The following is a 23,786-nucleotide window of genomic DNA, read 5'->3' on the forward strand; positions in this document are numbered from 1 at the left end:
TTTAGTCCGTAGGGAGTATGTTAAAAAAAACGTTTATTACTAGCATTAGTGTTTGCTGATGCCAATTATTAATTGAACCCGAAAGGAGTTTTACATGAATCAAGAAAAACATGAACATGGATGTAGCTGTGGTTGTCATGGAGATCAACCAAAGCCTTTTGAGGAACTGGATCCGGTTTTGGACCACTACGCCGACATCCCCGGAAGTCTGATCACCATCATGCAGAAAGCTCAGGAACTGTACGGCTTTTTATCGGTTGCTCTGATGCGTCATATTGCGGTGGAAACCAATACCAGCATTGCTAAAGTTTACGGGGTAGCTACTTTTTATACCCAGTTTAGGTTTGAACCGGTAGGAAAATACCTGATCATGCTATGCCAGGGAACTGCCTGTCATGTCAACGGGTCCAAACTGGTAGAAGAAGCGGTGATGGATTACCTGGAGATCAATGAAGGTGAGACCACAGCAGATGGTCTGTTTACCCTCAACAACGTCGCTTGTCTGGGGTGCTGCAGCTTATCTCCGGTGATGATGATCAATGATGATACCTATGGACAACTGACCAAAGAAAAGGTAACCCGCATTCTGGCTGAGCTAAAAGAAAATGCCAGCAGCGGTGCCAACGGAGCAGAACAGCTTGCGCAGGAGGTGACAGCATGAAAATTGTAATTGGAGCTGGTAGCTGCGGGATTGCTGCCGGAGCACACAAGGTGCAGACTGCTTTTGAAGCCATCCTTGCTGAAAAAAACCTGGACTTGACCATTGAACAAACGGGGTGTATTGGTACTTGTTACTTGGAACCAATTGTTGACCTGATTACTGAGGACGGTAAAAAACTAACCTTTGTTAATGTTACAACTGCCGATGCCCGACGAATTGTTGAGGATTATGTGCTGGGCGAGGATGAGCTGAAAGATTTGCAGATCTCGGATTCTGATCTTACCATGATCGGAAAACAAAAGCGGATTGTTTTGCGTAACTCCGGCATCATCGATCCCGAGCGGATTGAAGACTATCAGGCGGTAGATGGTTACCTAGCTGCTAAAAAATGTCTCACTGAACTATCCCCGGAAGAGATTATTGAAACTGTTAAAATAGCGGGTTTAAAAGGTCGGGGCGGTGCCGGATTTCCGACCTGGTTCAAATGGGACGCCGCTAGAAAATCACCCGGAAAAACCAAGTACATGGTCTGTAATGCCGACGAAGGCGATCCCGGTGCTTTCATGGACCGATCTGTTCTTGAAAGTGATCCCCATGCTTTGATCGAAGGAATGCTAATCGGTGCTAAAGCCATTGGCGCCAATGAAGGGGTTATCTACGTCCGGGCTGAGTATCCCCTGGCGATTGTACGTTTACAAAAAGCCATTGATCAGGCACGGGAAAATGGTTTTTTGGGTAATGACATCTTTGAAACCGGATTCGACTTTGATCTGCGTATCAAAGCCGGTGCCGGTGCCTTTGTCTGTGGTGAAGAAACGGCGCTGATTGCTTCATTAGAAGGCGAACGCGGCATGCCCCGATTAAAACCGCCCTTCCCGGCCCAGAAAGGCTACTGGAATGCGCCAACCAATATCAATAACGTCGAAACCTTTGCCAATGTTCCCTGGATTTTTAGAAACGGTGGCGAAGCCTACGCGGCTTTGGGTACTGCTGAGAGCAAAGGGACTAAGGTTTTTGCTTTAACGGGCAAAGTTAAACGGGGTGGCTTGGTAGAGATTCCCATGGGACTAACCTTAAGAGATGTTATTTACGAGATTGGTGGGGGGATTAAAGCAGATATCGCCTTTAAAGCCGTTCAAATGGGAGGACCATCCGGAGGATGTATCCCGGCGAGTCTCCTTGATACCCAGATCGACTACGCTGAAATCACTAAAACCGGCGCGATCATGGGCTCCGGTGGGATGGTGGTTATGGATGAAAACACCTGTATGGTCGACATGGCCCGGTTTTTCCTCGACTTCACCTGTAAAGAGTCCTGTGGTAAATGCACTTACTGTCGGGTTGGTACCACAAGAATGCTGGAAATCCTCAATCGAATTACTCAGGGCGAGGGTCTGGACGGTGACATCGAACTGCTAGAAGAACTTTGTTATAAGATTAAGGATGGTTCCATGTGTGGTTTGGGTCAGACAGCGCCTAACCCGGTGTTAACCACCATCAAATATTTCCGAAACGAATATGAAGATCATATTTATCATAAAAAATGCACCGCTAAAAGCTGCAAGCCGCTATTGACCTATACGATTGATAAAGAAAAATGTGTCGGTTGTGGGGCCTGTAAGAAGAATTGCCCTGTGGATGCGATTACCGGCGAGAAGAAAAAAGTGCATGAAATCAGTCAGGACATTTGTATCAAGTGTGGCAAATGCTTCTCTGTCTGTAAATTTGATTCTGTCATCATTGACTAGAAAGGAGTGGGAGAATGAAACAATATAAAATGAACATCGATGGAAAAGAAGTAACCGGTCGTCCGGGACAAACCATTTTAGAAGTAGCCCGGGAAAATGCAATAGATATTCCCACCCTATGCTATGACGAACGCCTGGAGATTTATGGGTCCTGCGGACTCTGTGTCGTAGAGGTTGCTGGCATCCCCAAAATTTTAAAAGCCTGTGCCACCGAAATCACCGATAATATGGTGGTAAACACGAAGACCCCCCGGGTCATTGAATCCCGAAAAACCAATCTGGAGCTGTTGCTCTCAAAACATATTGGGGACTGTGTAGCACCCTGTAAACGGGCTTGTCCCGGCACCACTGACTGTCAGGGGTATGTTGGCTTAATCGCCAATGGTGAATTTGCCGAAGCCTTAAAGCTGATCAAAGAACAATTGCCATTGCCTGGGGCGATTGGCCGGGTCTGTCCACATCCTTGCGAAACGGCCTGTCGCCGGGGCGAAGTTGATGAACCCATCGCCATCGCCTGGCTCAAACGTTTTGCCGCTGACTTCGATATGACTCATGACATGTTTATGCCCGAAATCGCAAAAGCGAGTGGCAAGACAATCGGGATCATCGGTGGTGGACCGGGCGGACTTACCGCTGCCTACTATCTGATTCAATCCGGTCACGCTGTTACCATCTATGACGCTATGCCCAAAATGGGGGGGATGCTCCGCTATGGAATCCCTGAATATCGATTACCCAAAGGGGTGGTGGATGAAGAAGTGGAATTGATAAAAGAGATGGGCGTTGTCTTTAAAAATAACACCCGGGTCGGTGTCGATATTCCCTTTGAAACCATCCGTAAAAACCACGATGCTGTTTATGTCGCATTAGGTGCCTGGACGAGTTCCGGACTACGGTGTGAAGGCATTGACGCCAAAGGGGTCATCGGTGGGATCGAATTGCTGCAACAGGTAGCCAATAACGAACCCATTGTGCTTGGCGAAAAAGTTGCCATCGTCGGTGGTGGCAACACCGCCATGGATGCCTGCCGAACCGCACTGCGACTTGGTGCCAAAGAAGTCTATAATATCTATCGTCGAACCAAAGCAGAAATGCCGGCGGAAGAAATTGAAATTATCGAAGCTGAAGAAGAAGGGGTTATCTTTAAAAATTTGACCAACCCCATTGAAGTTATTAAAGGGACGGATGGACAGATCGTCAAAATTCGACTTCAAAAAATGGCCCTGGGAGAACCGGATGCCAGCGGTCGTCGATCGCCAGTTCCTATCGACGGTGAAGAAGAGATCATTGATGTCGATACATTGATTCTGGCCATCGGCCAGGGGATCAATCCCAAAGGACTAGATGACCTGGAACTGACCAAATGGAACACCGTTCTGGCCGATGAACAAACCTTCCGAACGAATTTAGACGGCGTTTTTGCTGGTGGAGATTGTATTAACAGCGGTGCTTCCATTGTCATTAAAGCCGTCGGCGATGCCAAAAAAGCGGTTCCTTTTATCGAAGGATACTTAAGTGGAGAAGCTATTGCTTACCATGAACCCTACTTTGTGATTCGTGAATCGGTGGATCAGGACTATTTGGAAAGCATTAAGAAAAACAAACGACCGGTGATGACTCACCTGGCACCAGATGCCCGTAATGATAATTTTCTGGAAGTGGTGGAAGGATTCAGCCCGCTTCAAGCGGTGGAAGAAGGAAAGCGTTGTCTTGAATGTGGCTGTCAGGATTACTTCGAATGTAAGCTGGTCGCCTATGCCAACGAATATGAGGTTAAGCCAGAGCGCTTTAAAGGCAAGAACCCGGAAGCAAAAATCCAGGATGACCACCCCTTTGTAATTCGGGATAACAGCAAGTGCATTACCTGCGGCCTTTGCGTCCGGGTCTGCGAGGATATTATCGGCGTTTCAGCGTTAGGTCTGGTGGATCGTGGTTTTGAGACCATTGTGGAACCGGCCCTGCGCCAGCCTCTTAAAGATACAAGCTGCGTCAGTTGTGGACAATGTATTGCTGTTTGTCCCACAGGCGCCTTAAGAGAAGGGCTTATTGGCATTAAACAAGTGCCCATGGATACAGATAAAACCGAATCGACCTGCGGTTATTGTTCGGCCGGTTGCCAAATTATCATTGAGTCGAAGGGCGATACCATTATCAAGGCCATTCCGCAGAAAAACCACCAGGATATCAATCAAGGTGTTATGTGCGGTCGGGGGCGATTCGGTACCAATCTGGTGCAGTGGGAAAATCGACTGACGACCCCGTTGATTCGCAATAAACAGGGTGAACTGGAAGAATCCAGTTGGTACGATGCCTTTGTGATGATTGCAAAAAAATCCCAGAGCATTGCTGCTCGATACGGAAGTGATGCCGTAAAAATGGGCATATCACCTAAATATACAAATGAAGAAATTTTTAACATGACTCAACTGGCTAAGGTGCTTCGAGCAGAGACCTTTAGTTTTTCCAATCGGGAACAGGGTGAAGACACGGTTCTGCCTGGCAACGATGCAATTGGCGACATGAATGCAATTGTGACCGCGGATACCATTCTGGTGCTCGGATTGTTACCAGTGAACAACCCCATTGTCAAATATAAACTGACTCAGGCATCAAAAAAAGGCGCCAATATTTTTGTCATTAACCACTTAGAAAGTGGTTATGATCATATCGCGGATGAGTTTATTACTGAATGTGATGATCTTGAATTCCTGGGAGAAATCACCAGGTATGTCCTTGAAAATGGTAAACTGAAAGCGGATGTGACAAATTTGGACACATTAAAAGCATCGCTTGCGGATTTTGAAATAGGTGATGAAGCTCAAATTATTGGTGAAGGCCTGGTTAATGCTAAAAACCTGGTCGTCGTTATGGGTGATAAGTATATCACCGCAGAAGCTTCGGCCCTGGTTGGCGATATCCTCGGACTCCTTGGCAAATTTGATGGTAAACGTAGTGGCATTTTCAGAGTAGCCGTTAAGAACAACAGCCGGGGTTTAAAAGCGCTGGGGGTTGTTAACACACCAACGGTTCTAAAAACGGCGAAAGCGCTGCTGCTCTTCGGTGAGGAACCCAATGCAGATCTAAGCGGATACGAATTTTTAATGGTTCAGGATACTCACCTGAGTTCGGCTGCCCAGAATGCCGATGTGGTATTGCCGGCACTGGCTTTCGCGGAAGTGAACGGTACCTTTGTGAACACAGAAGGCCGACTCCTTAAGGTGAAAAAGTCAGTAGAAAATCCGTTGGGAATTAACAATATTAAGATGGTTCAGGCAATTGCTGAAATTTTGGCGGAGGATCTTGGCTCAGTTTGTCCAGGAAAAATTCTAAAGGCTATTGGGGAAACAACCCCAGCATTTAAAAACGTTGACATTGGTGAGATTCTAAACACCCAAGATCCGGATGCGGTCAGGGTGGAATTTAAGCCTTATAGTAAAGGACGGCTCTTTACCGAGATTCCTTATACTGATTACCTGATGAATGAGATTCAAGGGAAGTTGAATCAAGTTATAAAACACTAAAAGTTTATTCATTTTAAAATTCTGAATCGTTTTAGTAATTACAAGTACTAAATATTTGCTTGCAATATAATTGAGATAAACTGAATAACCAGAGCTTTCTTTCATACAAAAAGTACCGTTTTGATCGTTTACATATCAGAACGGTACTTTTTTTGAGATCGAATAGTAATAAAATTAGAGAGCAACGATGGGTTTGCTAATCTTCTTTACAGATTATCAAAAATACTTCTCGGGTGACATTAACATGCAAGTTTGCACTTCAAAGGATGGGTTGTTTTTTTTCATTACTCCTATTGGAATATAATTATTGTCCGTTATCTAATTGTCCGTGTTGAAATCGATTGGCTGATATCGCATAAATTAAGGTCTGGGTTATCCATAAAAATCCAATCAGTAAATAGGGAAAGATACCGATATTAACAGCAATGGAAGTAAGCATACAAAGTGTCACGGCACCACAATAAACAATATTCATGAGTTGATAGCATCGATAAGCCGCTTTGTAGATAATGAATTTTTCAGCTTCATCACAGCTTTTAACCCATTCTTTGTCAAAGTTAAAGTCGAGCGGGTTTCCTTTTTTTCCAGGATATAAAACCTTTGTCAATTTTATGGTAAGGACTGTCATAATCAAGGTGAATGCAGTATTTGCCAAAAAGATAAAGAAGCCTAAAAATTCAAAATCTTCAAGGGTATTAGCAATGGTAATACCGAAAAGGCAGAATCCGGTAATCATGGTAACCGAGATAAAAGGAACAAGAAATCCCAGCTGACGGTCAATCTGATCAAAGAGTATATCATTATTTTCTTCCAATTGTTTCACCTTAAGTTTGGCCGAGAAATATAAAATTAAAATAAGAATCGCACAGAGTCCAAGAAGAATCGCCTGGATTAACAAGTTATTAGTAATTATAAAATTTTGAAAACTGTTAAGACTTCTGTTGATTGCAGCCTCACCATAAACAATACTACCTCCCAATAGGCCGCCGATAAAAGCAGATAAAACCAGGATAATAAAAAATTTGATCGTCGAATTTAGTTTTTTCATAAGTTTACTCCTCTTTGTATAAAAATAGTTCTTCAACAGTTGCACCAAAAACCTTGGCGATTTTTAACGCTAAAATAACAGATGGCGAATAATCGCCGCGTTCAATCAGGCTAATGGTTTGCCGGGATGTACCGACCAGCTTTCCCAAATCAGACTGATTTAGATTGTTTCGGGCCCGATATTCTTTTAAACGATTTTCCAATACCATGCTTGTACCTCCTAAGCCAAACTTAAATTTGGCAAATAAAATTGTCAAAACGACAAATAAAGTTGTCATTAATAGTATACATCTGACAAAGATAGTTGTCAAGTGAGGAATTTGGATTTATTCAATGTTCAATTCGCGATACTTTTGGTATAATAATATTTGTTTAATTAAGCAGAAAAAGATAGAAAGAGAGATCAAATGAAAAGTATCTTAATCGACGGAAACAGTCTTTTTTACCGGACCTTTTATGCCATCCGGGAAATGTCAAATTCGAAGGGCGTACCGACAAATGCCTTATATGGCTTTGTTAATATATTAGTTAAAATTCAAGAGGAATACCAACCGGATTATTTAGGCGTTGCCTTTGACTTAAAAGGACCAACCTTCAGGCATTTAGCCTATGACGACTATAAGGGTGGGCGCCTAAATATGCCTGAGCTTCTGGCCGAGCAGTTTTCAATTCTAAAAGAGTTGCTTAGAAAGATGGATATTGCCATTGTCGAGTTGGAAGGCTTTGAAGCCGATGATATTATAGGGACCCTGGCAAGCATTGGGTCAGAAAAAGGGATTGATACAGAAATCATCACAGGCGATCGGGATGCCTTTCAGTTAGTTGGACCGAGAATTAAGGTGTTGTATACAAAAAAAGGGATCTCCCAACTGGAAGAGGTGGATGAAGCCTGGGTCAAAGACCAGTACGGATTGACGCCTAAAGATTTGATTGATTTAAAAGCTCTGATGGGAGACAAATCTGACAATATTCCCGGTATTGCCGGAATCGGCGAAAAAACAGCAGTTAAGCTGGTTCAACAATATAAAAATCTGGAAGGGATCTATGAGCATATCGACGAGCAAAAAGGTAAGCAAAAGGAAAAAATAATCGCCGGAAAAGAGGATGCGTTTATGAGCCGAATGCTGGGAACCATTAAATTGGATGTTCCCTGGCAAGGCGATTTTGAAGAACTGGCCTTTCATAATATTTTTAATCCGGAGAGTATCACCTTGCTCAAAGAATTGGAATTTAATACGTTGTTGTCAAAAATAGATGTCGCCGAAACAGTGGATACCATTGAAAAATCAGTGGCGTTTAGCTGGGTTAAAACTGACTCAGATATGGATGGTTTGTTTAATGATCTCGAAAACACTAAAGAAGTGATCATTTATTATCATCGGGAGGAGACGCAGATTTATTTAGCCCTGGGAATTGCAGACCGTTTTTATTATCTGGATTGTTTGGCCGTTAATGACTTGAAATTTTTTGAGAAACTCAAAAAACTTCCAACGATTAAAACATTGGCGATCATCAGTCAGGATTTAAAGAATCTGATCCATATTTTTCATAAAAATGACATTTTCGAAGTCACCGAAGCGTTTGATACTTATATCGCCACCTATCTTTTAAGCCCCGGAGATCAGCGATATGATTTAAAATCGGCAGCTTATCAATATCTCAATCGGACCCTTCGGGATGATGAGGAGATGTTTGGAAAAGGTAAAAAAATGCAAAAAGCCAAAGAACTCAATGAGCAGTTACTGGCTGATTATATGATCAAAAACTGTGAAACCATTAAAGATTTAAAAACCGTTCTGGAAAAAGAACTCAATGAAACAAAAATGATGACCTTGTTTAAAACCATTGAGATGCCTTTGCTGGAAGTGATGGTGTCGATGGAGGAGCTGGGCTTTAAAATTGATTTAGACCAGCTGGAAGTTTTATCCAGCGAATTTGAAAATAAGCTTACCAGCCTCACCAGTGATATCTATACGTTAGCTGAAACAGAAAATTTTAACATTAATTCGCCCAAGCAATTAGGAACCGTTCTTTTTGAACAATTAAAGCTACCAGTAATAAAGAAGACTAAAACAGGCTATTCCACCAATATTGATGTCTTGGAGCAACTCATCCACTTTCATCCAATCATTGAAAAAATCATCGAATATCGGATGCTGTCGAAGTTGGATTCAACCTACGGTCGGGGTTTGATGGCTTTTGTTGAGCCCAAAACCCATAAAATATATTCGACCTTTAATCAGACCGTGGCAGCAACCGGACGACTTAGCAGTTCCAATCCCAATTTACAGAATATTCCGGTAAAAACCGAAATGGGACGAGAAATCAGACGGGTATTCGTGCCATCGGCGACCGATCGAATGCTGGTGGATGCTGATTATTCTCAGATTGAACTTCGGGTCTTAGCCCATCTTTCCGGTGATGAGAATCTGATTGATGCATTTAAAAAAGAACAGGATATCCACACCCGAACCGCGTCGGAGATTTTTAACGTTTCCCTGGATGCGGTCACAAGAACCCAACGCGGCCAGGCCAAAGCCATCAATTTTGGCCTGATCTATGGCAAGCAGGCCTTTAGTCTCGGGAAAGATTTGGGAATTTCAAGAAACGAAGCCCAGGATTATATCGACCGTTACTTTTCCCGCTATCCAAAGGTACAGGCCTATATGGAAAATGTCAAGAGCCAAGCCAAAGAAGAAGGATATGTCACCACCATCTGGGGAAGAAGACGTTACATTCCGGAAATGAACTCCAGAAATGCCATGCTGGTTCAGGCTGGGGAAAGAATGGCCTTAAATACGCCCATCCAGGGGAGTGCGGCAGACATTATCAAACTTGCTATGATCAAGGTGTATAACCGTTTAAAAGTGGAGCGTCTGGAAGCCAAATTGATCTTGCAAGTGCATGATGAGTTAATCATCGATACCCCTCAAAATGAACATGAGCGGGTAGAACGTCTGATTAAAGAAGAAATGGAAGGAGCGGCTAAGCTTTTTGTGCCGCTGACTGTTGATGTGAACACCGGGATGTCCTGGTATGATGTGAAATAGCAGGAGCCGGTGATGAGAGTAATAGGTGTAACCGGTGGGATTGCTTCAGGTAAATCCACTGTCACAGACATCCTAAAAAAACGGTTTAGTTATATTGTCATCGACGCTGATCAATTAGCCAGACAGGCCGTAGAGAGAGGGAGTCCCGGTTTAATAAAAATAGCTGCAGTCTTTGGACAGGAAGTCATCAAAGAAAACGGTGAACTAAACCGCAGTCTGTTAGGAGAAATGATTGCTAATGATGAACAGGCCAGAAAAAAACTAAATGCCATTGTTCATCCAGTAATAAAGAAATTGTATGATTCGCAAATCGCTTTTTATAAAAAATCTGGGATCCCGACAGTTTTTTATGATTGTCCGCTACTTTTTGAAACGAATCTGCAAAATTGTGTCGATGAAACAATTCTGGTCGTGTCCGATAAAGAGATTCGCATTAACCGGATAATGAAAAGAGATAAACTAACCAGAGAACAGGCTACAAAACGTATTGAGATGCAAATGTCTGACGAGGATAAGATCAATCTGGCTGATACGATCATTGAGAACAATGGTAGTCTGGATGATCTTCTGATCTCTTCTGATCTCTTCTGATCACAACGAATGCTTATTTTACCAGGCGAAAGCTTCTGGTTAAATAAATATCAAAACAGAATGGGTTAGTAAATAAAATAAAAAAATAGTTGATATTTTTCTTTCATTCCTTTATAATAAGAAAACAGGGTCAAAACACCTGTTACTTATGCGAGGATGGTGGAACTGGCAGACACGCAGGTTTGAGGGATCTGTTGCAGCAATGCAGTGAGGGTTCAAATCCCTTTTCTCGCACCACTATTTAGAACAAAAAGTCGATTGCGCAAGCAGTCGGCTTTTCTTTTTTTTGAAGCTGCGAGACTTCGGTAATTCGTCTCGTGCGTTCACAAAATTAAGTTAAAAAATAGGATTAATTGTTATGATTATACCGCTGTTTTAAGTTGACTTTATAAAAAAACAGTAAGGATATGAGGTGTAGAATGAAAAAGAAAATAATAACAGGAATTTTAGCGATTGTGTTATCAATGGTAATGGTGAGTCCCGTACTGGCAGATTCAAAAAGCGCCGGTGTCGCGATTGGAGCTGATAATACTGAAGCGCAACTAAAAACAGTTTATGACTATTTCAAGATTAAAAGAGGCGATGTTGAAGAAACTGTTGTAACCAATGCGGATGAACGGGAGTATTTAGAAGGTTTGGTATCCCTTGATAAAATTGGAACGCTGGCCCTTTCCAGTGTTTATGTTCAAGAAAAATCGTCGGGAGGAATCGATCTGGAAACCCATAATATTGATTGGGTAACCGATAAGATGTATGAATCAGCTTTGGGAACGGCCGGTATCAAAAATGCGAAAGTAATCGTCGCAGCCTATACCCCGGTATCCGGTACAGGTGCCTTAACCGGCATTTATAAAGCCTATGAAGTGGCAACCGATACCCGTCTTGATGAAACAGCAAAAACGACGGCAGTTGAAGAAGTGGTGGTCGTTGGAGAACTACAGGATGCCATTGGCGATGATGCAGTTAACATTATTAATAGCTTAAAGAGCGAGATTGCCCAAACGAAGACAATGAATGATGATGAAATTCGGGAGCTGATTGTTGAGACCGCAGACAAATATGACACTGTTTTGGATGACCAGCAAATTGAAGAGATTTTGAGTCTTGTCAACAAATTTAATGAGTTGAATATGGACCCGGATACATTTCTTAAATTGGTCGAAGCCGGCCAGAGCACTCAGGGTTTTTTTCAGAAAGCATCGACCTTCTTCGAGGAAATTGGTAACTTTTTTCGCAACCTGTTTTAAGGACAGCGAGTCGGATTATTTAATCAACTAAGAAAGAATTAGAATTAAAACGTCATTGTAGTCCGGTGGATTATGATGACGTTTTAGCTTTATCTCAGGCAACAAACGTTTGCAAATTTAGATTGACAAAGATTAAGTAAAAAGTTATCATCGTATTTAAAGAAACAAACTTTAATCAATAAGAAACTAGCTTTTTAATAGTTCCTAAATAAAAAACAAATCATTCAAAACGGAGTGGTTTATATTGTTTACGGTGGAAGGAAGACACCATGAGATTTGTGCCAATATTTTGCTTGCGAGAAGGGATGGTTATTGTTTCAGACTTTTTTGGGGAACAAGGAGAGCTGATTCTGGCAAGAAAAACTGTTTTAGATGCAGCATTAATTAATAAAATTCGTAAGTATAAATGTAGTGGCCTGTATGTCGAAGAAGAACAGGTAGTAAATATACCCATCGTACACACGATCAACAGCAATGTGAGAATGAAGACGGTCAATGGTATTAAAGAAATATTTATTTGCAAAGAGAATAACGTGTCGGTCCCAAAAGAACAATTCACAAAAATGGAGAACCAGGTTGAAACGATTGTGGACGCAATTCTTAAAAGCAAAGAAATGATGCTCAATATGGTTGATCTGAAAGTATTTGATGACTATACCTATTTTCATTCGGTCAATGTAGCGGTTTTATCGATTGGCCTTGGGACTGCTTTAGGCCTTGATAAAACAGATTTATGTAATCTGGGATTTGGTGCATTACTGCATGACATCGGAAAAGTTTTTGTTCCGAAGTATATTCTCCATAAGCAAGGACCATTGACTGATAGTGAATTTACAGAAATGAAAAAGCATTCCTATCTAGGGTTTGAATATCTGACAAATGAATATGTAGGAAGTGTTGGAGCTCAGACCGGTATTTTGGATCATCATGAAAAGTTTTCAGGTGGTGGTTACCCCAATAATGCCAAAGGCGAGGAAATTTCACTCTATGGAAGAATTATCTCAATCGCCGATGTTTATGATGCCCTGACATCGGATCGGCCTTACCGAAAAGGGTTACTTCCATCAGAAGCGATCGAGTACATCATGGGCGGAACTGAAAGCTTATTTGATCCAGATCTCGTTAGTCTGTTTGTCAGAAAAATCGCGCCATACCCGATTGGAACCTCGGTTAAATTAAGCAATGGTATGACGGGTGTAGTGACTGACAATTTTGAAAGTTACTGCATGCGCCCGAATATTCGGGTATTTAAAAATGGTGATGAGAATGTAAAACCCTTTGATATCTGCCTGGCCGATCGTCGGGCCTTAAATATTACCGTTGTCGATTTTATCAGGTAGTACAACAAATTTTGGAGGTTGGTTATTTGAAAATTATTTTATTAGGAACACCCGGCGGTGGAAAAGGAACGCAGGCGAAATTGATATGTGATTGTTTTAATATTCCGCATATCTCGACCGGAGATATTTTCCGTGGGAAAATAACATCGGGAACGCCAGAAGGAAGAGAAATAAGTGCTTATACCAGCAAAGGGCAGCTTGTCCCAGATCGTATCACGATTGCGCTTGTGGAGGAACGATTAGAAAAAGAAGATTGCCAAGAGGGCTTTTTACTGGATGGATTTCCGCGCGATAAAAAGCAAGCGCAGGCTCTAGATCTTTTTATGAACAAAAAGAGTGAACAGATCAATTATGTTTTTCTAATCGATGTCCCCAAAGAAATTATTGTCGATCGTATCTTAGGGAGACGGGTCTGCCCAAAATGCGGAGAAAGTTATCACATTAAATATAATCCACCAAAGATATCGGCAACCTGCGATGTTTGCTCAACCGCATTGATTCACCGGGCGGATGACCAGGAAGAAATTATTTTGGAGCGCCTGGATATTTATAATCAAACAACACAGCCGATTCTGGAATTTTATGAGAAGAAAGCGATTCTTCATAAAATAAAAGGTGATAGCGGGATCCATGAAATATTTTCCCAAATCAGTGAGATTATAGAAAAAGAGCAAAAAAAGGCACCTTGGGAAATGAGTCCTCCAAGACTTTGATTTTCGGATCGGGTTAAGCAGTATGTTTGACAATCAGATTTAAAAATGTCCCAAAACGGCTTGTTTAATAAGTTGCAAAGTTCATAAAAAGAGCATCCCTAAGTTCTGGGACGCTCTTTTTAACGTGCTGGCAACAGGAAGGATAACTAGTTATTTACCTTCCCAAAAAGCTTCAGCCTCTTCTTCCATTTTTTCAAGACGGGTATAATAATCGGGAAACTCATTTAAATGAGCCAAGGCAATTTTACCAGTGACGAAAGGATCATCGCCGGTTACATTTGTGCGGGAATTATCCGTGCCATGCTCAAGCTCAACATCCATGCCCATTCGAAACTGTTCAATGTCAAATTTGTTCCAACTAATTCCAAGCATTCTACCCGTTTCTTTTGCTTGTTCGGTCGTAAATACTTTTTTTGCAGACATAAGATCACCTCTTCTTAAAATTTCAAAATATGACGATTCTGGTTGGTTTCATAATGATTTAACCCCATTATAGGCAGAATTTTTAAATTTGTCAATCAAGGACCAGAGGGATTTGTTTTGAAGTTAAGTAAAAGGGTAAATAAAATAACAAAACTTGAAAAAATGGAGGAAAAAATGGGATTTCAAAAAGTTGCAGAAATAAAAGATTTTGAAGAGAATGAAAAAAAACTGGTTGAAGTGGACGACAAAGCCATTTTGCTGACAAAAGTGGCGGGTGCATATTATGCTATTTCCAACAAATGCCCGCATATGGGAGGATCGTTATTTAAAGGTGACTTACAGGACGGGGTCATCACTTGTCCAAGACATGGTGCCAAATATGATGCAAAGACTGGTAAAGGTCTAAAGAAACCGAAGATTTTATTTTTTGAATTTAAATTAGAAGATGATCGTAGCTATCCGGTTAAGATTGAGGACCGTAATATACTGATTGATATAACATAAAATAATTAAAAAGCCCCAGCTGCATTGTAACTTTTTTGCACCTGGGACTTTTTGTTTGATCCGGGTTCTGATTTATTAATACGAATGATTTTTAATTGCTATCGATTGATTCCAGTAAAGGAAGTGCGGCTTCCAGATTTTCATCGACCTGGTTTTCAACCAGCTTTTCAAGAATGATCTGAGGATCCATTTCCAAAATCGTCCGTTCGGAACCATCGGTTAAACAGATAATGCCGGTAATCGCTGATGAGATTTCTACGGGTTGAATGTCATTTGTATTAACTTCAAGAACACTTACCAGTTTTTCAACCTGTATAGCGATCATTTCATCGTCAGACAGTTGAAGCATCAATACATGTAAGGCGTTGCGACTGGGCTGATTCTTATCAAATAGTGCTAGCGCATCCACCACGGCATAATAACGATCATTAAATTCCACAGCACCCCGAATAACCGTATTGGTACCTGGGACAGAAATGGCCTTACTGGCTTCTAAGGCTTCAACTACATAGGATTGCTCCAGACCATAGGCTTGTCCATTGATAATAAAGGTGGCCAGCTTTTTATACTCATTAGTCATTGAGAAGGCAAAATCAGATTGTTCAATTTCTTTATCATTAGACTTACTTACCGTGATTTCTGCATAGTCTGCCATTTTTTCAAAAACAAAGGCAAGGACATCATTATGATAGCCATCTGAATTTTTATATTCACGATAACAGGATGAACAGGCACAACCGATCGAATAATAGCTGTTTTCATAAACTAAGATTTCGGAACGGGTTTTGCCGTTCGGTACGGTAAACAGCTCGTCTGGTAAAGTTAAGGTTTCACCTACTTTATAGGTATCATTAGTTGTTGAGAGGATCATTTTGTTACGATCGGTAAACACCGCAAAGGTGTTGTTATCAGAGTGAAGGGATTCTTCAAGGATAGTTTTAAATTGGTATTCACTGTCAAACACAATCCCGATCCCTCCGACTGTGCGGTTGTGATTGCTAAAATCAGTAATCGAGGCACCATAGATATAGGTGTAACGATGATCGTATAACTCGGTTTTATCAAAAGTGGAAACAAAGTATTTTTCTGGTTTTGCATTTGATAAAATTTCATTGATATAGGGGTCGGTGAGGGTCTTGCCAATATCTTCGCTGCGCTTGGGGTTGGACACGGCGATAATGGTGCCGGTTTGATCAAAGACAAATAAATTACTATAAACCGTGTAGAGTTCATTGATATAAATTAAAATATCAGTTAATTGTTTTTTATCCGATGCGGTTATATCATCTTTGGCGAGAATCCGTCGAATGCTTGAATCAAGTGCCCACCAACGACAATCGTTGGCTCGCTCATAGAGATTTCGATCCATGATATCAACAGAAAGCGAGGCCAAAAAGCTGGTGTCTACAAGGCTGGTTGATACGACAGTTGAAAATAAATTAGAAACTGAGCTCTGAAACAGGCTACTGGTGTTGGTACCGATCCGTCCGATTGCGCGAAGAATTGGTTTTAGACGGGAGTACTCAGCATCAATGCTGTCATCTCGGGCAATGATCTGACCGTTATATACGATCCGTTTTAGTGAGCCATTGATGGTTTGGGTTTTATTGATGATTTCATTGAGTTCAGTGGAGAACGAATCGGCCTGATGCATCAGGCCGGTTGTGACAGAGGAGTCAATGCTTTTGAGATTGCGATTATCCCGAAAAGCTAGGCTAAGAGGGATCATAACATGACCCTTCCAACCAAGCCCATAATATTTTTGGTACCCTTGGGTGGCAATGGTCTTAGAAATATAATCCGCACCGCGATAATAGACAACACCATTGACCCCGGACTCAACCGGTTCAACAATGATCCCGATTGGCACGTGATTTTCATCACTGCTAGCAATAACCATATTGTCATCGTCGATGATGGTCATAACGGAACCATCGTAATCATTGGTCAGTTTTTCAAAGATCTGAGTCATTTCATTTTCAAAGCGAAAACACAAGCAGATCAGGCCAATGGCTTGGGTTGTACCTTCCCGACAGATTCGACTGGAAAAGATATGGGAGTTCTTATTGCCGTATTGCAGTTTTGAGTTTTTAAAGTATTCCACAAAACTCTGTTCGCCATCCATTGTCTTGACCAGATTGGGGCCTTTAATCTGTTTGCCGAGAATATTGTTTTGTTCATCAAGATTTGCCAGCACCCGATAATTATTATCCATAACGATGATGTCTTCATAAACGGAATACTTGGCTACATACTCCCGCATCCGCGATAAAATCATATTGCGGTCGTTTTCATTACGGTCAGTATTTTCGACGAAGCGGCGGATGTCATCATCGGTTGCCAGGAAACCAATGTCGGCAGTTCGTTCAAAAAGGTTGCGGATCAGAATATCGATGGCTACCTGGGTTTTTGAAATGATTTTTTGTTCCATTTTTTTTAACTTCTCAGAAACAAGGGTATCAATCAGTTCTTCTTGTAAATCGATAAAACCGCTTTGGATTTTAGTCATATTGGGGAGAACACTTTTTGATTGGATGGGACAATTGATCTCTGAAAGTAGTTTAATATTATCCCACTGGTCATTCAGATCAGAAATGCTCTTGTTGCATTCCTGGACGTCGGGCATGTAATTTAAAAAATCTTTTTGCTTATATATAATCATCATAAATCTCCTCGTTAAAATAATATGACACCTTCTGAAATGATCAGTCCGAGTTAAGCATCATTCGTTTAATCTTAGTATCGGCTAAATGTATCATTTTTTTGGTTCTTTTGCAAGTCAATTATGGTAAGAATAGCGGAACTCAATACGATTTCGGCAAATAACTGATTGCGCTCAAATCGATGGGGAAAAGCGTGTTCTAGCTAAACATCAGCATCTCTAGGAAATCCAGATCATCCTGATTGGGGAGGTTTTTACTGGAAAGACGGGCGTCAAAAACCATGATGTATTTGTTCTCCGGGTCAAATTTTGGCCAGACGATCTGTCCCTTATATTCTTCTTTGAAATTGGGATTACCAAATTTAATAAAATTGACCCAGGATTGTTGCATGATCCACGATAAATTACTGACCTTAGTTGTTCGCCGTTGTCCGATTCCGTTACCAAAGACAAAGGGCAATTCCATGCCATGGGCCGTATTAAGTCCGACAATTTTGAGGATGGCCGGATCAAAATCAAAATTATAAAAATAGACATCTTCTCCCAACTGTGCGTATACTTTAGCCATCATCACCATTCCAATTAGGAAAGCCGAATAGGTATAGATTTCCAGGGCTCGATCGAGAGGTGAGTGGTCATCGTCGACAAAAAAATGGTCCAGCGCTTTTGGTGCACGTTCAGGACCAAAGGTATGATAGCAGAGCATCTGATAAATACCCAGATTGGTGTGGCCCTTTATAAATAAGGAAGATTCATCAGTATTGTACCCGACCAGCATTTTAACCGTATTGACGTCACCGCTTTTGAGCGCCTTAACAGGATCTTTGGGGAGAACTACGCCATCATATACCGGCCAGAAACCGAAAGCTTTGGGAACACTCGACTGGTCTGCTTTGACCATTGAGAGGGCGGCAAAAACGTCACCGGGAAGGGCTCTTAGCTGATCCAGACCATTTAAAGAATCCTCGACGCCGTATAAGTTACATAAGAGTTTTCCGTTATCCATCGTTTTTTCCAAATCACCCCGGTTAAGCGCAGAAAAAGCTGAAATTGAGAAGATCGATCCGCTTTCAACAATGGCCTGGTGAAAAAGACCTTTGGCCAGCGGGGAAAGCATCAGGGCCGTGACACTATATGCACCGGCTGACTGACCGCCGATGGTGACTTGATGGGGGTCCCCGCCAAAGGTTTCAATGTTCTCCTGAATCCATTGCAGGGCCAGGATCTGATCCAGTAATCCGTAATTGCCAGTGGTCCCGGCTTCCTCAAGCAACCCCCGGGTAGCGAGGAATCCCAAAGCACCGAGCCGGTAGTTAATGGTGACCACCACCACCCCTTCCTGAGCCATTCGTCCGCCGTCATAAACAATTTCAGAGCCGGAGCCCGAGGAAAAAGCACCACCGTGGATAAACACATAAACCGGATAGCGATCCTCTGGCGTTAGCGCTGGCGTCCAGACGTTTAAAAACAGACAGTCTTCGCTTTTGCCGTCCATTTGATAGGTGCCGGGGGAATCAAGGGTTATCCCCCCCATTTGAAGCGAGGAATTACCGTATTTTGAACAGTCAAGGACCTCTTCCCAGGGTGGCATTGGTTCGGGCGCTTTAAACCGCCGGTTGTCGATCGGCGGCATCGCGTAGGGAATTCCTTTATAGTAGGACAGTCCCCGGCGGAATTGTCCTTGAACAGGCCCGCAGTGGGGCCTGAGGATTGGTCGTTTTGGTAAGGCTGTTTTATCAGTGGTGAAAAATGACATGGTGTTCTCCTTTTTAGTGAAACTTAAGTTGTAGCGAAACAGTTCGCAATGATTGTGAACGGGTACGCGCGATTTAAAATTGAATGGGGCCTTGAATGTAATCCCGATGATAGCAATAGTTTATTTCGTAAAATTGATTATGAAAGTCCGTCGCTCGACAATCGTAGTATAACATTTTTCTTTGGGTGGGGGTCAATGAAAACCGACTCTTTTTTAAACTTGTTAAAATAGGCAGTTGTCCGCGAGCTTTAATCGCTCTCAGGATAGTTTTGCCTTTTTCATTAAACCCCAGTACCCGTAGATAAGGAACAAAGGATTCAGTTAGGAAAAGTTTTAAGAGCTCTTTATCAAGTTCCAGGAGCCGATTGCATAAGATCCGGCGAACCCGGGTTTTAGGGATACGCTTAGAAATAATACCATTGACGCATTCGTCCAGGGTTGTGGCAACTTTTAGAGTATCTCGAATTTTATGCTCCAGGCCTTCACTGACGTAGGGGGTGTTTTTTAGATGTTTTACATCATGAGAAAGAATCAGCAGCCGTAATGCATTAAGAAATAAGTCGTCGCCGTTGGGGTTAAAATTTTTTTTAAATGGCAGAATCAGATCTTCACTTAAATAAGGAAGTTTGTGATCAAGCATTTTTAGAATAGCAGACGCTGACTCCGGGTTGGCAAGCGCATCAAATAATATCTTTCGTATCCCACTGGCACTGAGAAAGCTTGACGGCAATAGACTATGATAATCGGCACCTTGTCGTTTAACCGTCATTGAACGGATATTGCTTTGAGTTTTATGAAGGGCTTTGAGATATTCCAGGGCCAGAATGTTGTTGGGAGTTTTTAAGAGATCGCCAGCTTCGTGACCTAAATAGGAACGGATGGTCAATTCTCTGGCTCGAGGAAAAGAAACACCGGATGATAAAGCCTCTTTAAGGAAGCTTTTAAATTCAGCGGGTTCGTGAACGAGTATTTCAGCCAGACTGGTTAGCGGCTGGATATGCCCAAATTCGGAACCAAAAGAAAGAACATCAACAACCCCAGTGGCGTTAAAAATTTTAATTCCCCCATAAGCAAAGGCTTCGGCACTTTGGCAGGCGTAACCAAAGGGAAGTTCGCAGACCAGATCAACACCAGAAGACAAGGCCAGTCGGGCGCGTTCCCATTTGTTAAGTAGTGCAAAATCGCCACGCTGGGTCAGGTTGCCGCTCATTAAAACCATCACACCATCACACTGACTCTCTTTTTTTGATGCTTCAATTTGCCAGGCATGTCCCATGTGAAATGGATTATATTCAGCGATAATACCAAGAATTTTCATATTAGCCTCTCTCTTGTTAAAAAAATAGCAATTTTTTCACTTATTATCAAAATATGACAAAAAAATAATGGTATTCTTAGCATATTACTGTTATTATATAGAACGTATGAAGTGTAATCAATCTAAAAACTAAAGGAGAGTAATTATTAATGAATGTACTTGTTATTAACTGCGGTAGTTCTTCACTAAAATATCAATTGCTTGATATGACCACTGAAGAGGTTTTAGCTAAAGGTTTAGTTGAAAGAATCGGTATTGAAGGATCTGTTTTGGTTCACGAAGCGCCAGGTCAAGACAAGGTGAAATTGGTACAACCGATGAAGACCCATAAAGAAGCTTTGAATCTTGTCATGGCAGCTTTAGTTGATCCTGCTCATGGAGTAGTGAAGTCTTTGGAAGAAATTTCTGCTGTCGGTCATCGAGCTGTGCATGGTGCTGAAACTTTCTCTGATTCAGTCGTTATTGATGATGCGGTTATTAAAAGTTTGGAAGAGTGCTCAGAATTAGCACCGCTTCACAATCCTGCTAACTTGATTGGAATTAATGCTTGTCGGGAGTTACTGCCAAATGTACCAATGGTAGCAGTATTTGATACCGCTTTCCATCAAACCTTGCCGGGCGAAGCTTTCATGTATCCACTCCCTTATGAATTATATGAAAAATTCAAGATCAGAAAGTATGGCTTCCATGGAACATCCCATAAATTTGTGAGCCAGGCTGCGGCTGAATTAATGGGTAAAAAACTTGAAGACCTGAAACTGATTTCTTGCCATTTAGGTAATGGTGCCAGTCTTTGTGCCATTAAAAACGGAAAATCGGTTGACACTTCAATGGGATTGACTCCACTGGCCGGATTGGAAATGGGAACGCGTTGCGGTGACATTGATCCTGCTATCATTCCTTTCCTGGTTAATAAAGGCTATACAGTAGATGAAGTTGATAATATCATGAACAAAAAGTCTGGTGTGCTTGGCGTTTCTGGAATCAGTTCAGATTTCCGCGATGTTGAAGGTGCCGCAAACAGTGGTAATAAACGGGCTCAGTTAGCACTGGATATTTTTCACTATCGGGTTCGTACTACCATCGGCGCTTATGTTGCGGCCATGGATGGGGTAGACGGCATTATCTTCACCGCTGGTTTAGGTGAAAACTCAACAACTTCGCGAGCTGCAATTTGTGGTGGTTTAAAATACTTGGGAATTACGCTTGATCCTGTTACCAACAGCAAGCGCGGCGAAGCGACTGTTATCTCTGATAAAGACTCTAAAACAACCGTTATGGTTATACCAACCAATGAAGAATTAATGATTGCCAGAGACACCTTAGCGTTAGCTAAATAATGTAAAGTATTTCACTTGACAAAACGGGCAATCGTCTATATAATGATGATTGCCCGTTTGGAGTGATAAAATGAATTTTGAAATCAATAAGCTATTGCAGGAAAAAATAATCCCTTTTGAATTTGTTGTAAAAAATACGGATTTAAATGATATAGAGGGAGAACTGGATGAAAATGGCGCTTTCGTGCGTGGAACCATCGAAAAAGTATCGAAAGGTAATTTTCTGGTGAATTTCACCCTTGAGATGACCATGATCTTTCCCTGTGCGCGTTGCCTAGAACCAACCCCCATTGATTGTCTTTATGACTATACGGATACGGTAACGGTTGAAGAGGATGAAGCAATACTTGATTTATTGCCCATCGTTGAAGAATGCATTTATATTAATGAACCTTTCCGTGTACTGTGCAGTGAAGAATGTGCGGGTTTGTGTCCAAAATGCGGCAACAATTTAAATCACGAGCAATGCGAATGCGACAAATTTGGTGATTATGATCCGCGATTTGAAGCGTTGAAAAAATTATTGTAAGTGAAATGACTTTACTATTTAGGAGGTGTGAGTGATGGCTGTACCAAAGAGAAAAACTTCTAAGTCCAGAAGAGACAAAAGAAGAACACATTACAAATTAAATATTCCAGGAATGAGTACTTGTCCAAAATGTGGTGAAATTAAATTGCCTCATCGAGTTTGCAAGTCTTGTGGCACATACAAAGACGTTAGCGTTATCAGCTTTAACGAATAAACAGAGTCTAGACTCTGTTTTTTCTCTATCTGGGATTATTTTAGGCCCGGATATTTTTATTGATTGTATTTACTGAATCGGTTTTTTCTGGGATAATAGACAGATACAAAGGAGGGCGTTAGTTTGAATATTTTTTTAGACGCCATGGGTGGCGATGACGCGCCCTATCAAATCGTAAAGGGTGCCATTGATGCGGTTAAGGAATATGACGTCAAGCTGACCCTGGTGGGTCGCCGGCCGGCTATTTTAGAAGAGCTTTCAAAATACGATTACCCTGATGACAAAATTGAAATTCTGCATGCCGAAACCGTCATAGAAAATACCGAAGATCCCGCCATGGCGATTCGGCGAAAACCGGATTCGTCTTTAGTTGTGGCACTTGATGAAATGAAGAACCGAGAAAATGCAGTGCTGATTTCAGCTGGAAGTACCGGGGCACTTTTATCCGGGGGATTATTAAAACTGGGCCGGATTAAGGGAATCAAACGTCCTGCTCTGGCAGCAACGCTGCCCAAAAGTGACGGCGTATTTGTTCTTATTGATACCGGTGCCAATGCCGATTGTAAACCGGAGTATTTGGAACAGTTTGCCCAATTAGGAAAAATTTATTCAGAAAATGTTTTAGGTAAAACAGATCCGGGGATCGGACTCATTAATATCGGTGCTGAAGCAAAAAAAGGAAACAGTCTTGTAAAAGCGGCCTATGAGCTTTTGGAAGCTGGGGATTTTAATTTTTTGGGCAATGTTGAAGCACGCGATATTCCCGAAACGAAGGCTGATGTGTTAGTCTGCGATGGATTTACGGGCAACATCGTATTGAAATTAACCGAAGGTATTTCTGCTTATCTGCTTAAAAAAATGAAGACGTCAATCATGAGTAACACCAAGGGTAAAATTGGAGGAATGCTGATTAAAGATAATTTGAAAAGCTTCAAAAAACAATTTGACTATGCCGAGTATGGCGGTGCTCCCTTTTTAGGTGTAAAAGGTGGTATTATCAAAGCTCACGGTAGCAGTGATGCTTTTGCGATTAAAAATGCGGTGCGACAGAGTATTAAGTTTATTGAGAATGATGTGTTGAAAAAAATTACTGATAATGCAAAAAACAGGGAGGCTTAAGTC

At 41.7% G+C, this 23,786-nt stretch carries 19 protein-coding genes and 1 tRNA gene; 14 read left to right on the forward strand and 6 right to left on the reverse strand.

What is annotated here, in order from left to right:
• Nucleotides 1-94 precede the first annotated feature (94 nt).
• From nuoE to DOZ58_RS19150, 3 genes are read left to right on the forward strand one after another with little or no spacing between them, the layout of a single operon-like run.
• Nucleotides 95-661, forward strand: coding sequence for an NADH-quinone oxidoreductase subunit NuoE (nuoE, locus tag DOZ58_RS01270; RefSeq protein WP_111886637.1), 567 nt, complete (start codon nt 95-97; stop codon nt 659-661).
• Complete coding sequence (locus DOZ58_RS01275) at nt 658-2,409, forward strand: NADH-quinone oxidoreductase subunit NuoF (RefSeq protein WP_111886638.1); 1,752 nt, start codon at nt 658-660, stop codon at nt 2,407-2,409. The genes nuoE and DOZ58_RS01275 overlap by 4 nt, the downstream gene beginning before the upstream one ends.
• Before the next feature lie 14 nt (nt 2,410-2,423).
• Entirely contained in the window at nt 2,424-5,930 is a 3,507-nt protein-coding gene (locus DOZ58_RS19150; RefSeq protein ID WP_111886639.1) for an FAD-dependent oxidoreductase, read from the forward strand.
• Nucleotides 5,931-6,234: 304 nt separating this feature from the next.
• On the opposite strand, the gene DOZ58_RS01285 is transcribed toward DOZ58_RS19150, so the two are convergent.
• Nucleotides 6,235-6,978, reverse strand: coding sequence for a DUF3169 family protein (locus DOZ58_RS01285; RefSeq protein ID WP_111886640.1), 744 nt, complete (start codon nt 6,976-6,978; stop codon nt 6,235-6,237).
• Between the two features lie 4 nt (nt 6,979-6,982).
• Nucleotides 6,983-7,180, reverse strand: coding sequence for a helix-turn-helix transcriptional regulator (locus tag DOZ58_RS01290; protein ID WP_371414202.1), 198 nt, complete (start codon nt 7,178-7,180; stop codon nt 6,983-6,985).
• 204 nt (nt 7,181-7,384) lie between these two features.
• Here DOZ58_RS01290 and polA point away from each other — a divergent pair, with 204 nt between their 5' ends.
• The 6 genes from polA to DOZ58_RS01320 all read left to right on the forward strand — a co-directional run bounded on the left by polA (nt 7,385) and on the right by DOZ58_RS01320 (nt 13,918).
• Nucleotides 7,385-10,027 (forward strand): DNA polymerase I, encoded by a 2,643-nt coding sequence (gene polA / locus DOZ58_RS01295; RefSeq protein WP_111886642.1) that lies wholly within the window; start codon nt 7,385-7,387, stop codon nt 10,025-10,027.
• A gap of 12 nt (nt 10,028-10,039) precedes the next feature.
• A complete protein-coding gene (gene coaE / locus DOZ58_RS01300; protein ID WP_111886643.1) occupies nt 10,040-10,618 on the forward strand; it encodes a dephospho-CoA kinase in 579 nt (192 codons plus the stop codon).
• A 150-nt stretch (nt 10,619-10,768) separates the two neighbouring features.
• Nucleotides 10,769-10,855 (forward strand) — tRNA-Leu (locus tag DOZ58_RS01305).
• Between the two features lie 182 nt (nt 10,856-11,037).
• Entirely contained in the window at nt 11,038-11,865 is an 828-nt protein-coding gene (locus DOZ58_RS01310; RefSeq protein WP_162624372.1) for a DUF1002 domain-containing protein, read from the forward strand.
• A 269-nt stretch (nt 11,866-12,134) separates the two neighbouring features.
• Nucleotides 12,135-13,205 carry an HD-GYP domain-containing protein gene (locus DOZ58_RS01315; protein WP_111886645.1) on the forward strand — a complete coding sequence of 357 codons (1,071 nt, stop codon included), beginning with the start codon at nt 12,135-12,137 and terminating at the stop codon, nt 13,203-13,205.
• Between the two features lie 26 nt (nt 13,206-13,231).
• The gene (locus DOZ58_RS01320) at nt 13,232-13,918 is read left to right on the forward strand and encodes an adenylate kinase (RefSeq protein WP_111886646.1); all 687 of its coding nucleotides are present in this window, start codon (nt 13,232-13,234) and stop codon (nt 13,916-13,918) included.
• Nucleotides 13,919-14,068: 150 nt separating this feature from the next.
• Here the strand turns inward: DOZ58_RS01320 and DOZ58_RS01325 are convergent, their stop codons facing one another.
• Nucleotides 14,069-14,341, reverse strand: coding sequence for a DUF5661 family protein (locus DOZ58_RS01325; protein WP_111886647.1), 273 nt, complete (start codon nt 14,339-14,341; stop codon nt 14,069-14,071).
• 117 nt (nt 14,342-14,458) lie between these two features.
• Between DOZ58_RS01325 and DOZ58_RS01330 the strand changes: the two genes are divergently transcribed.
• A complete protein-coding gene (locus DOZ58_RS01330) occupies nt 14,459-14,845 on the forward strand; it encodes a Rieske 2Fe-2S domain-containing protein (protein WP_111886648.1) in 387 nt (128 codons plus the stop codon).
• 91 nt (nt 14,846-14,936) lie between these two features.
• Here DOZ58_RS01330 and DOZ58_RS01335 read toward each other — a convergent pair whose 3' ends face one another.
• The 3 genes from DOZ58_RS01335 to DOZ58_RS01345 form a co-directional block, all read right to left on the reverse strand.
• On the reverse strand, nt 14,937-17,510 hold the full coding sequence (locus DOZ58_RS01335; RefSeq protein ID WP_242988569.1) for a chemotaxis protein CheW: 2,574 nt from the start codon (nt 17,508-17,510) through the stop codon (nt 14,937-14,939).
• A 196-nt stretch (nt 17,511-17,706) separates the two neighbouring features.
• Nucleotides 17,707-19,263: a carboxylesterase/lipase family protein gene (locus tag DOZ58_RS01340; protein WP_111886649.1), complete on the reverse strand. Its 1,557-nt coding sequence runs from the start codon at nt 19,261-19,263 to the stop codon at nt 17,707-17,709.
• A gap of 73 nt (nt 19,264-19,336) precedes the next feature.
• Complete coding sequence (locus DOZ58_RS01345; RefSeq protein WP_111886650.1) at nt 19,337-20,581, reverse strand: nucleotidyltransferase family protein; 1,245 nt, start codon at nt 20,579-20,581, stop codon at nt 19,337-19,339.
• A gap of 149 nt (nt 20,582-20,730) precedes the next feature.
• Here DOZ58_RS01345 and DOZ58_RS01350 point away from each other — a divergent pair, with 149 nt between their 5' ends.
• The 4 genes from DOZ58_RS01350 (at nt 20,731) to plsX (ending at nt 23,783) form a co-directional block, all read left to right on the forward strand.
• Nucleotides 20,731-21,921 carry an acetate/propionate family kinase gene (locus tag DOZ58_RS01350; RefSeq protein WP_111886651.1) on the forward strand — a complete coding sequence of 397 codons (1,191 nt, stop codon included), beginning with the start codon at nt 20,731-20,733 and terminating at the stop codon, nt 21,919-21,921.
• 70 nt (nt 21,922-21,991) lie between these two features.
• A complete protein-coding gene (locus tag DOZ58_RS01355; RefSeq protein ID WP_111886652.1) occupies nt 21,992-22,450 on the forward strand; it encodes a DUF177 domain-containing protein in 459 nt (152 codons plus the stop codon).
• 34 nt (nt 22,451-22,484) lie between these two features.
• The gene (rpmF, locus tag DOZ58_RS01360; RefSeq protein ID WP_084504954.1) at nt 22,485-22,664 is read left to right on the forward strand and encodes a 50S ribosomal protein L32; all 180 of its coding nucleotides are present in this window, start codon (nt 22,485-22,487) and stop codon (nt 22,662-22,664) included.
• 123 nt (nt 22,665-22,787) lie between these two features.
• Complete coding sequence (gene plsX, locus DOZ58_RS01365; RefSeq protein WP_111886653.1) at nt 22,788-23,783, forward strand: phosphate acyltransferase PlsX; 996 nt, start codon at nt 22,788-22,790, stop codon at nt 23,781-23,783.
• The last annotated feature ends 3 nt before the right edge of the window (nt 23,784-23,786 follow it).

This window comes from Acetobacterium sp. KB-1 (genome assembly GCF_003260995.1).
Taxonomy (GTDB): domain Bacteria; phylum Bacillota; class Clostridia; order Eubacteriales; family Eubacteriaceae; genus Acetobacterium; species Acetobacterium carbinolicum.

Bases quoted from the DNA above. Each gene is read 5' to 3' on its own strand.
- DOZ58_RS01325 (WP_111886647.1), bottom strand. From the start codon at position 14,341: ATGTCTGCAAAAAAAGTATTTACGACCGAACAAGCAAAAGAAACGGGT.
- DOZ58_RS01275 (WP_111886638.1), top strand. From the start codon at position 658: ATGAAAATTGTAATTGGAGCTGGTAGCTGCGGGATTGCTGCCGGAGCA.
- DOZ58_RS01350 (WP_111886651.1), top strand. From the start codon at position 20,731: ATGAATGTACTTGTTATTAACTGCGGTAGTTCTTCACTAAAATATCAA.
- DOZ58_RS01345 (WP_111886650.1), bottom strand. From the start codon at position 20,581: ATGAAAATTCTTGGTATTATCGCTGAATATAATCCATTTCACATGGGA.
- DOZ58_RS01335 (WP_242988569.1), bottom strand. From the start codon at position 17,510: ATGATGATTATATATAAGCAAAAAGATTTTTTAAATTACATGCCCGAC.
- DOZ58_RS01315 (WP_111886645.1), top strand. From the start codon at position 12,135: ATGAGATTTGTGCCAATATTTTGCTTGCGAGAAGGGATGGTTATTGTT.
- DOZ58_RS19150 (WP_111886639.1), top strand. From the start codon at position 2,424: ATGAAACAATATAAAATGAACATCGATGGAAAAGAAGTAACCGGTCGT.
- DOZ58_RS01340 (WP_111886649.1), bottom strand. From the start codon at position 19,263: ATGTCATTTTTCACCACTGATAAAACAGCCTTACCAAAACGACCAATC.
- DOZ58_RS01310 (WP_162624372.1), top strand. From the start codon at position 11,038: ATGAAAAAGAAAATAATAACAGGAATTTTAGCGATTGTGTTATCAATG.
- DOZ58_RS01285 (WP_111886640.1), bottom strand. From the start codon at position 6,978: ATGAAAAAACTAAATTCGACGATCAAATTTTTTATTATCCTGGTTTTA.
- nuoE (WP_111886637.1), top strand. From the start codon at position 95: ATGAATCAAGAAAAACATGAACATGGATGTAGCTGTGGTTGTCATGGA.
- DOZ58_RS01355 (WP_111886652.1), top strand. From the start codon at position 21,992: ATGAATTTTGAAATCAATAAGCTATTGCAGGAAAAAATAATCCCTTTT.
- polA (WP_111886642.1), top strand. From the start codon at position 7,385: ATGAAAAGTATCTTAATCGACGGAAACAGTCTTTTTTACCGGACCTTT.
- rpmF (WP_084504954.1), top strand. From the start codon at position 22,485: ATGGCTGTACCAAAGAGAAAAACTTCTAAGTCCAGAAGAGACAAAAGA.
- coaE (WP_111886643.1), top strand. From the start codon at position 10,040: ATGAGAGTAATAGGTGTAACCGGTGGGATTGCTTCAGGTAAATCCACT.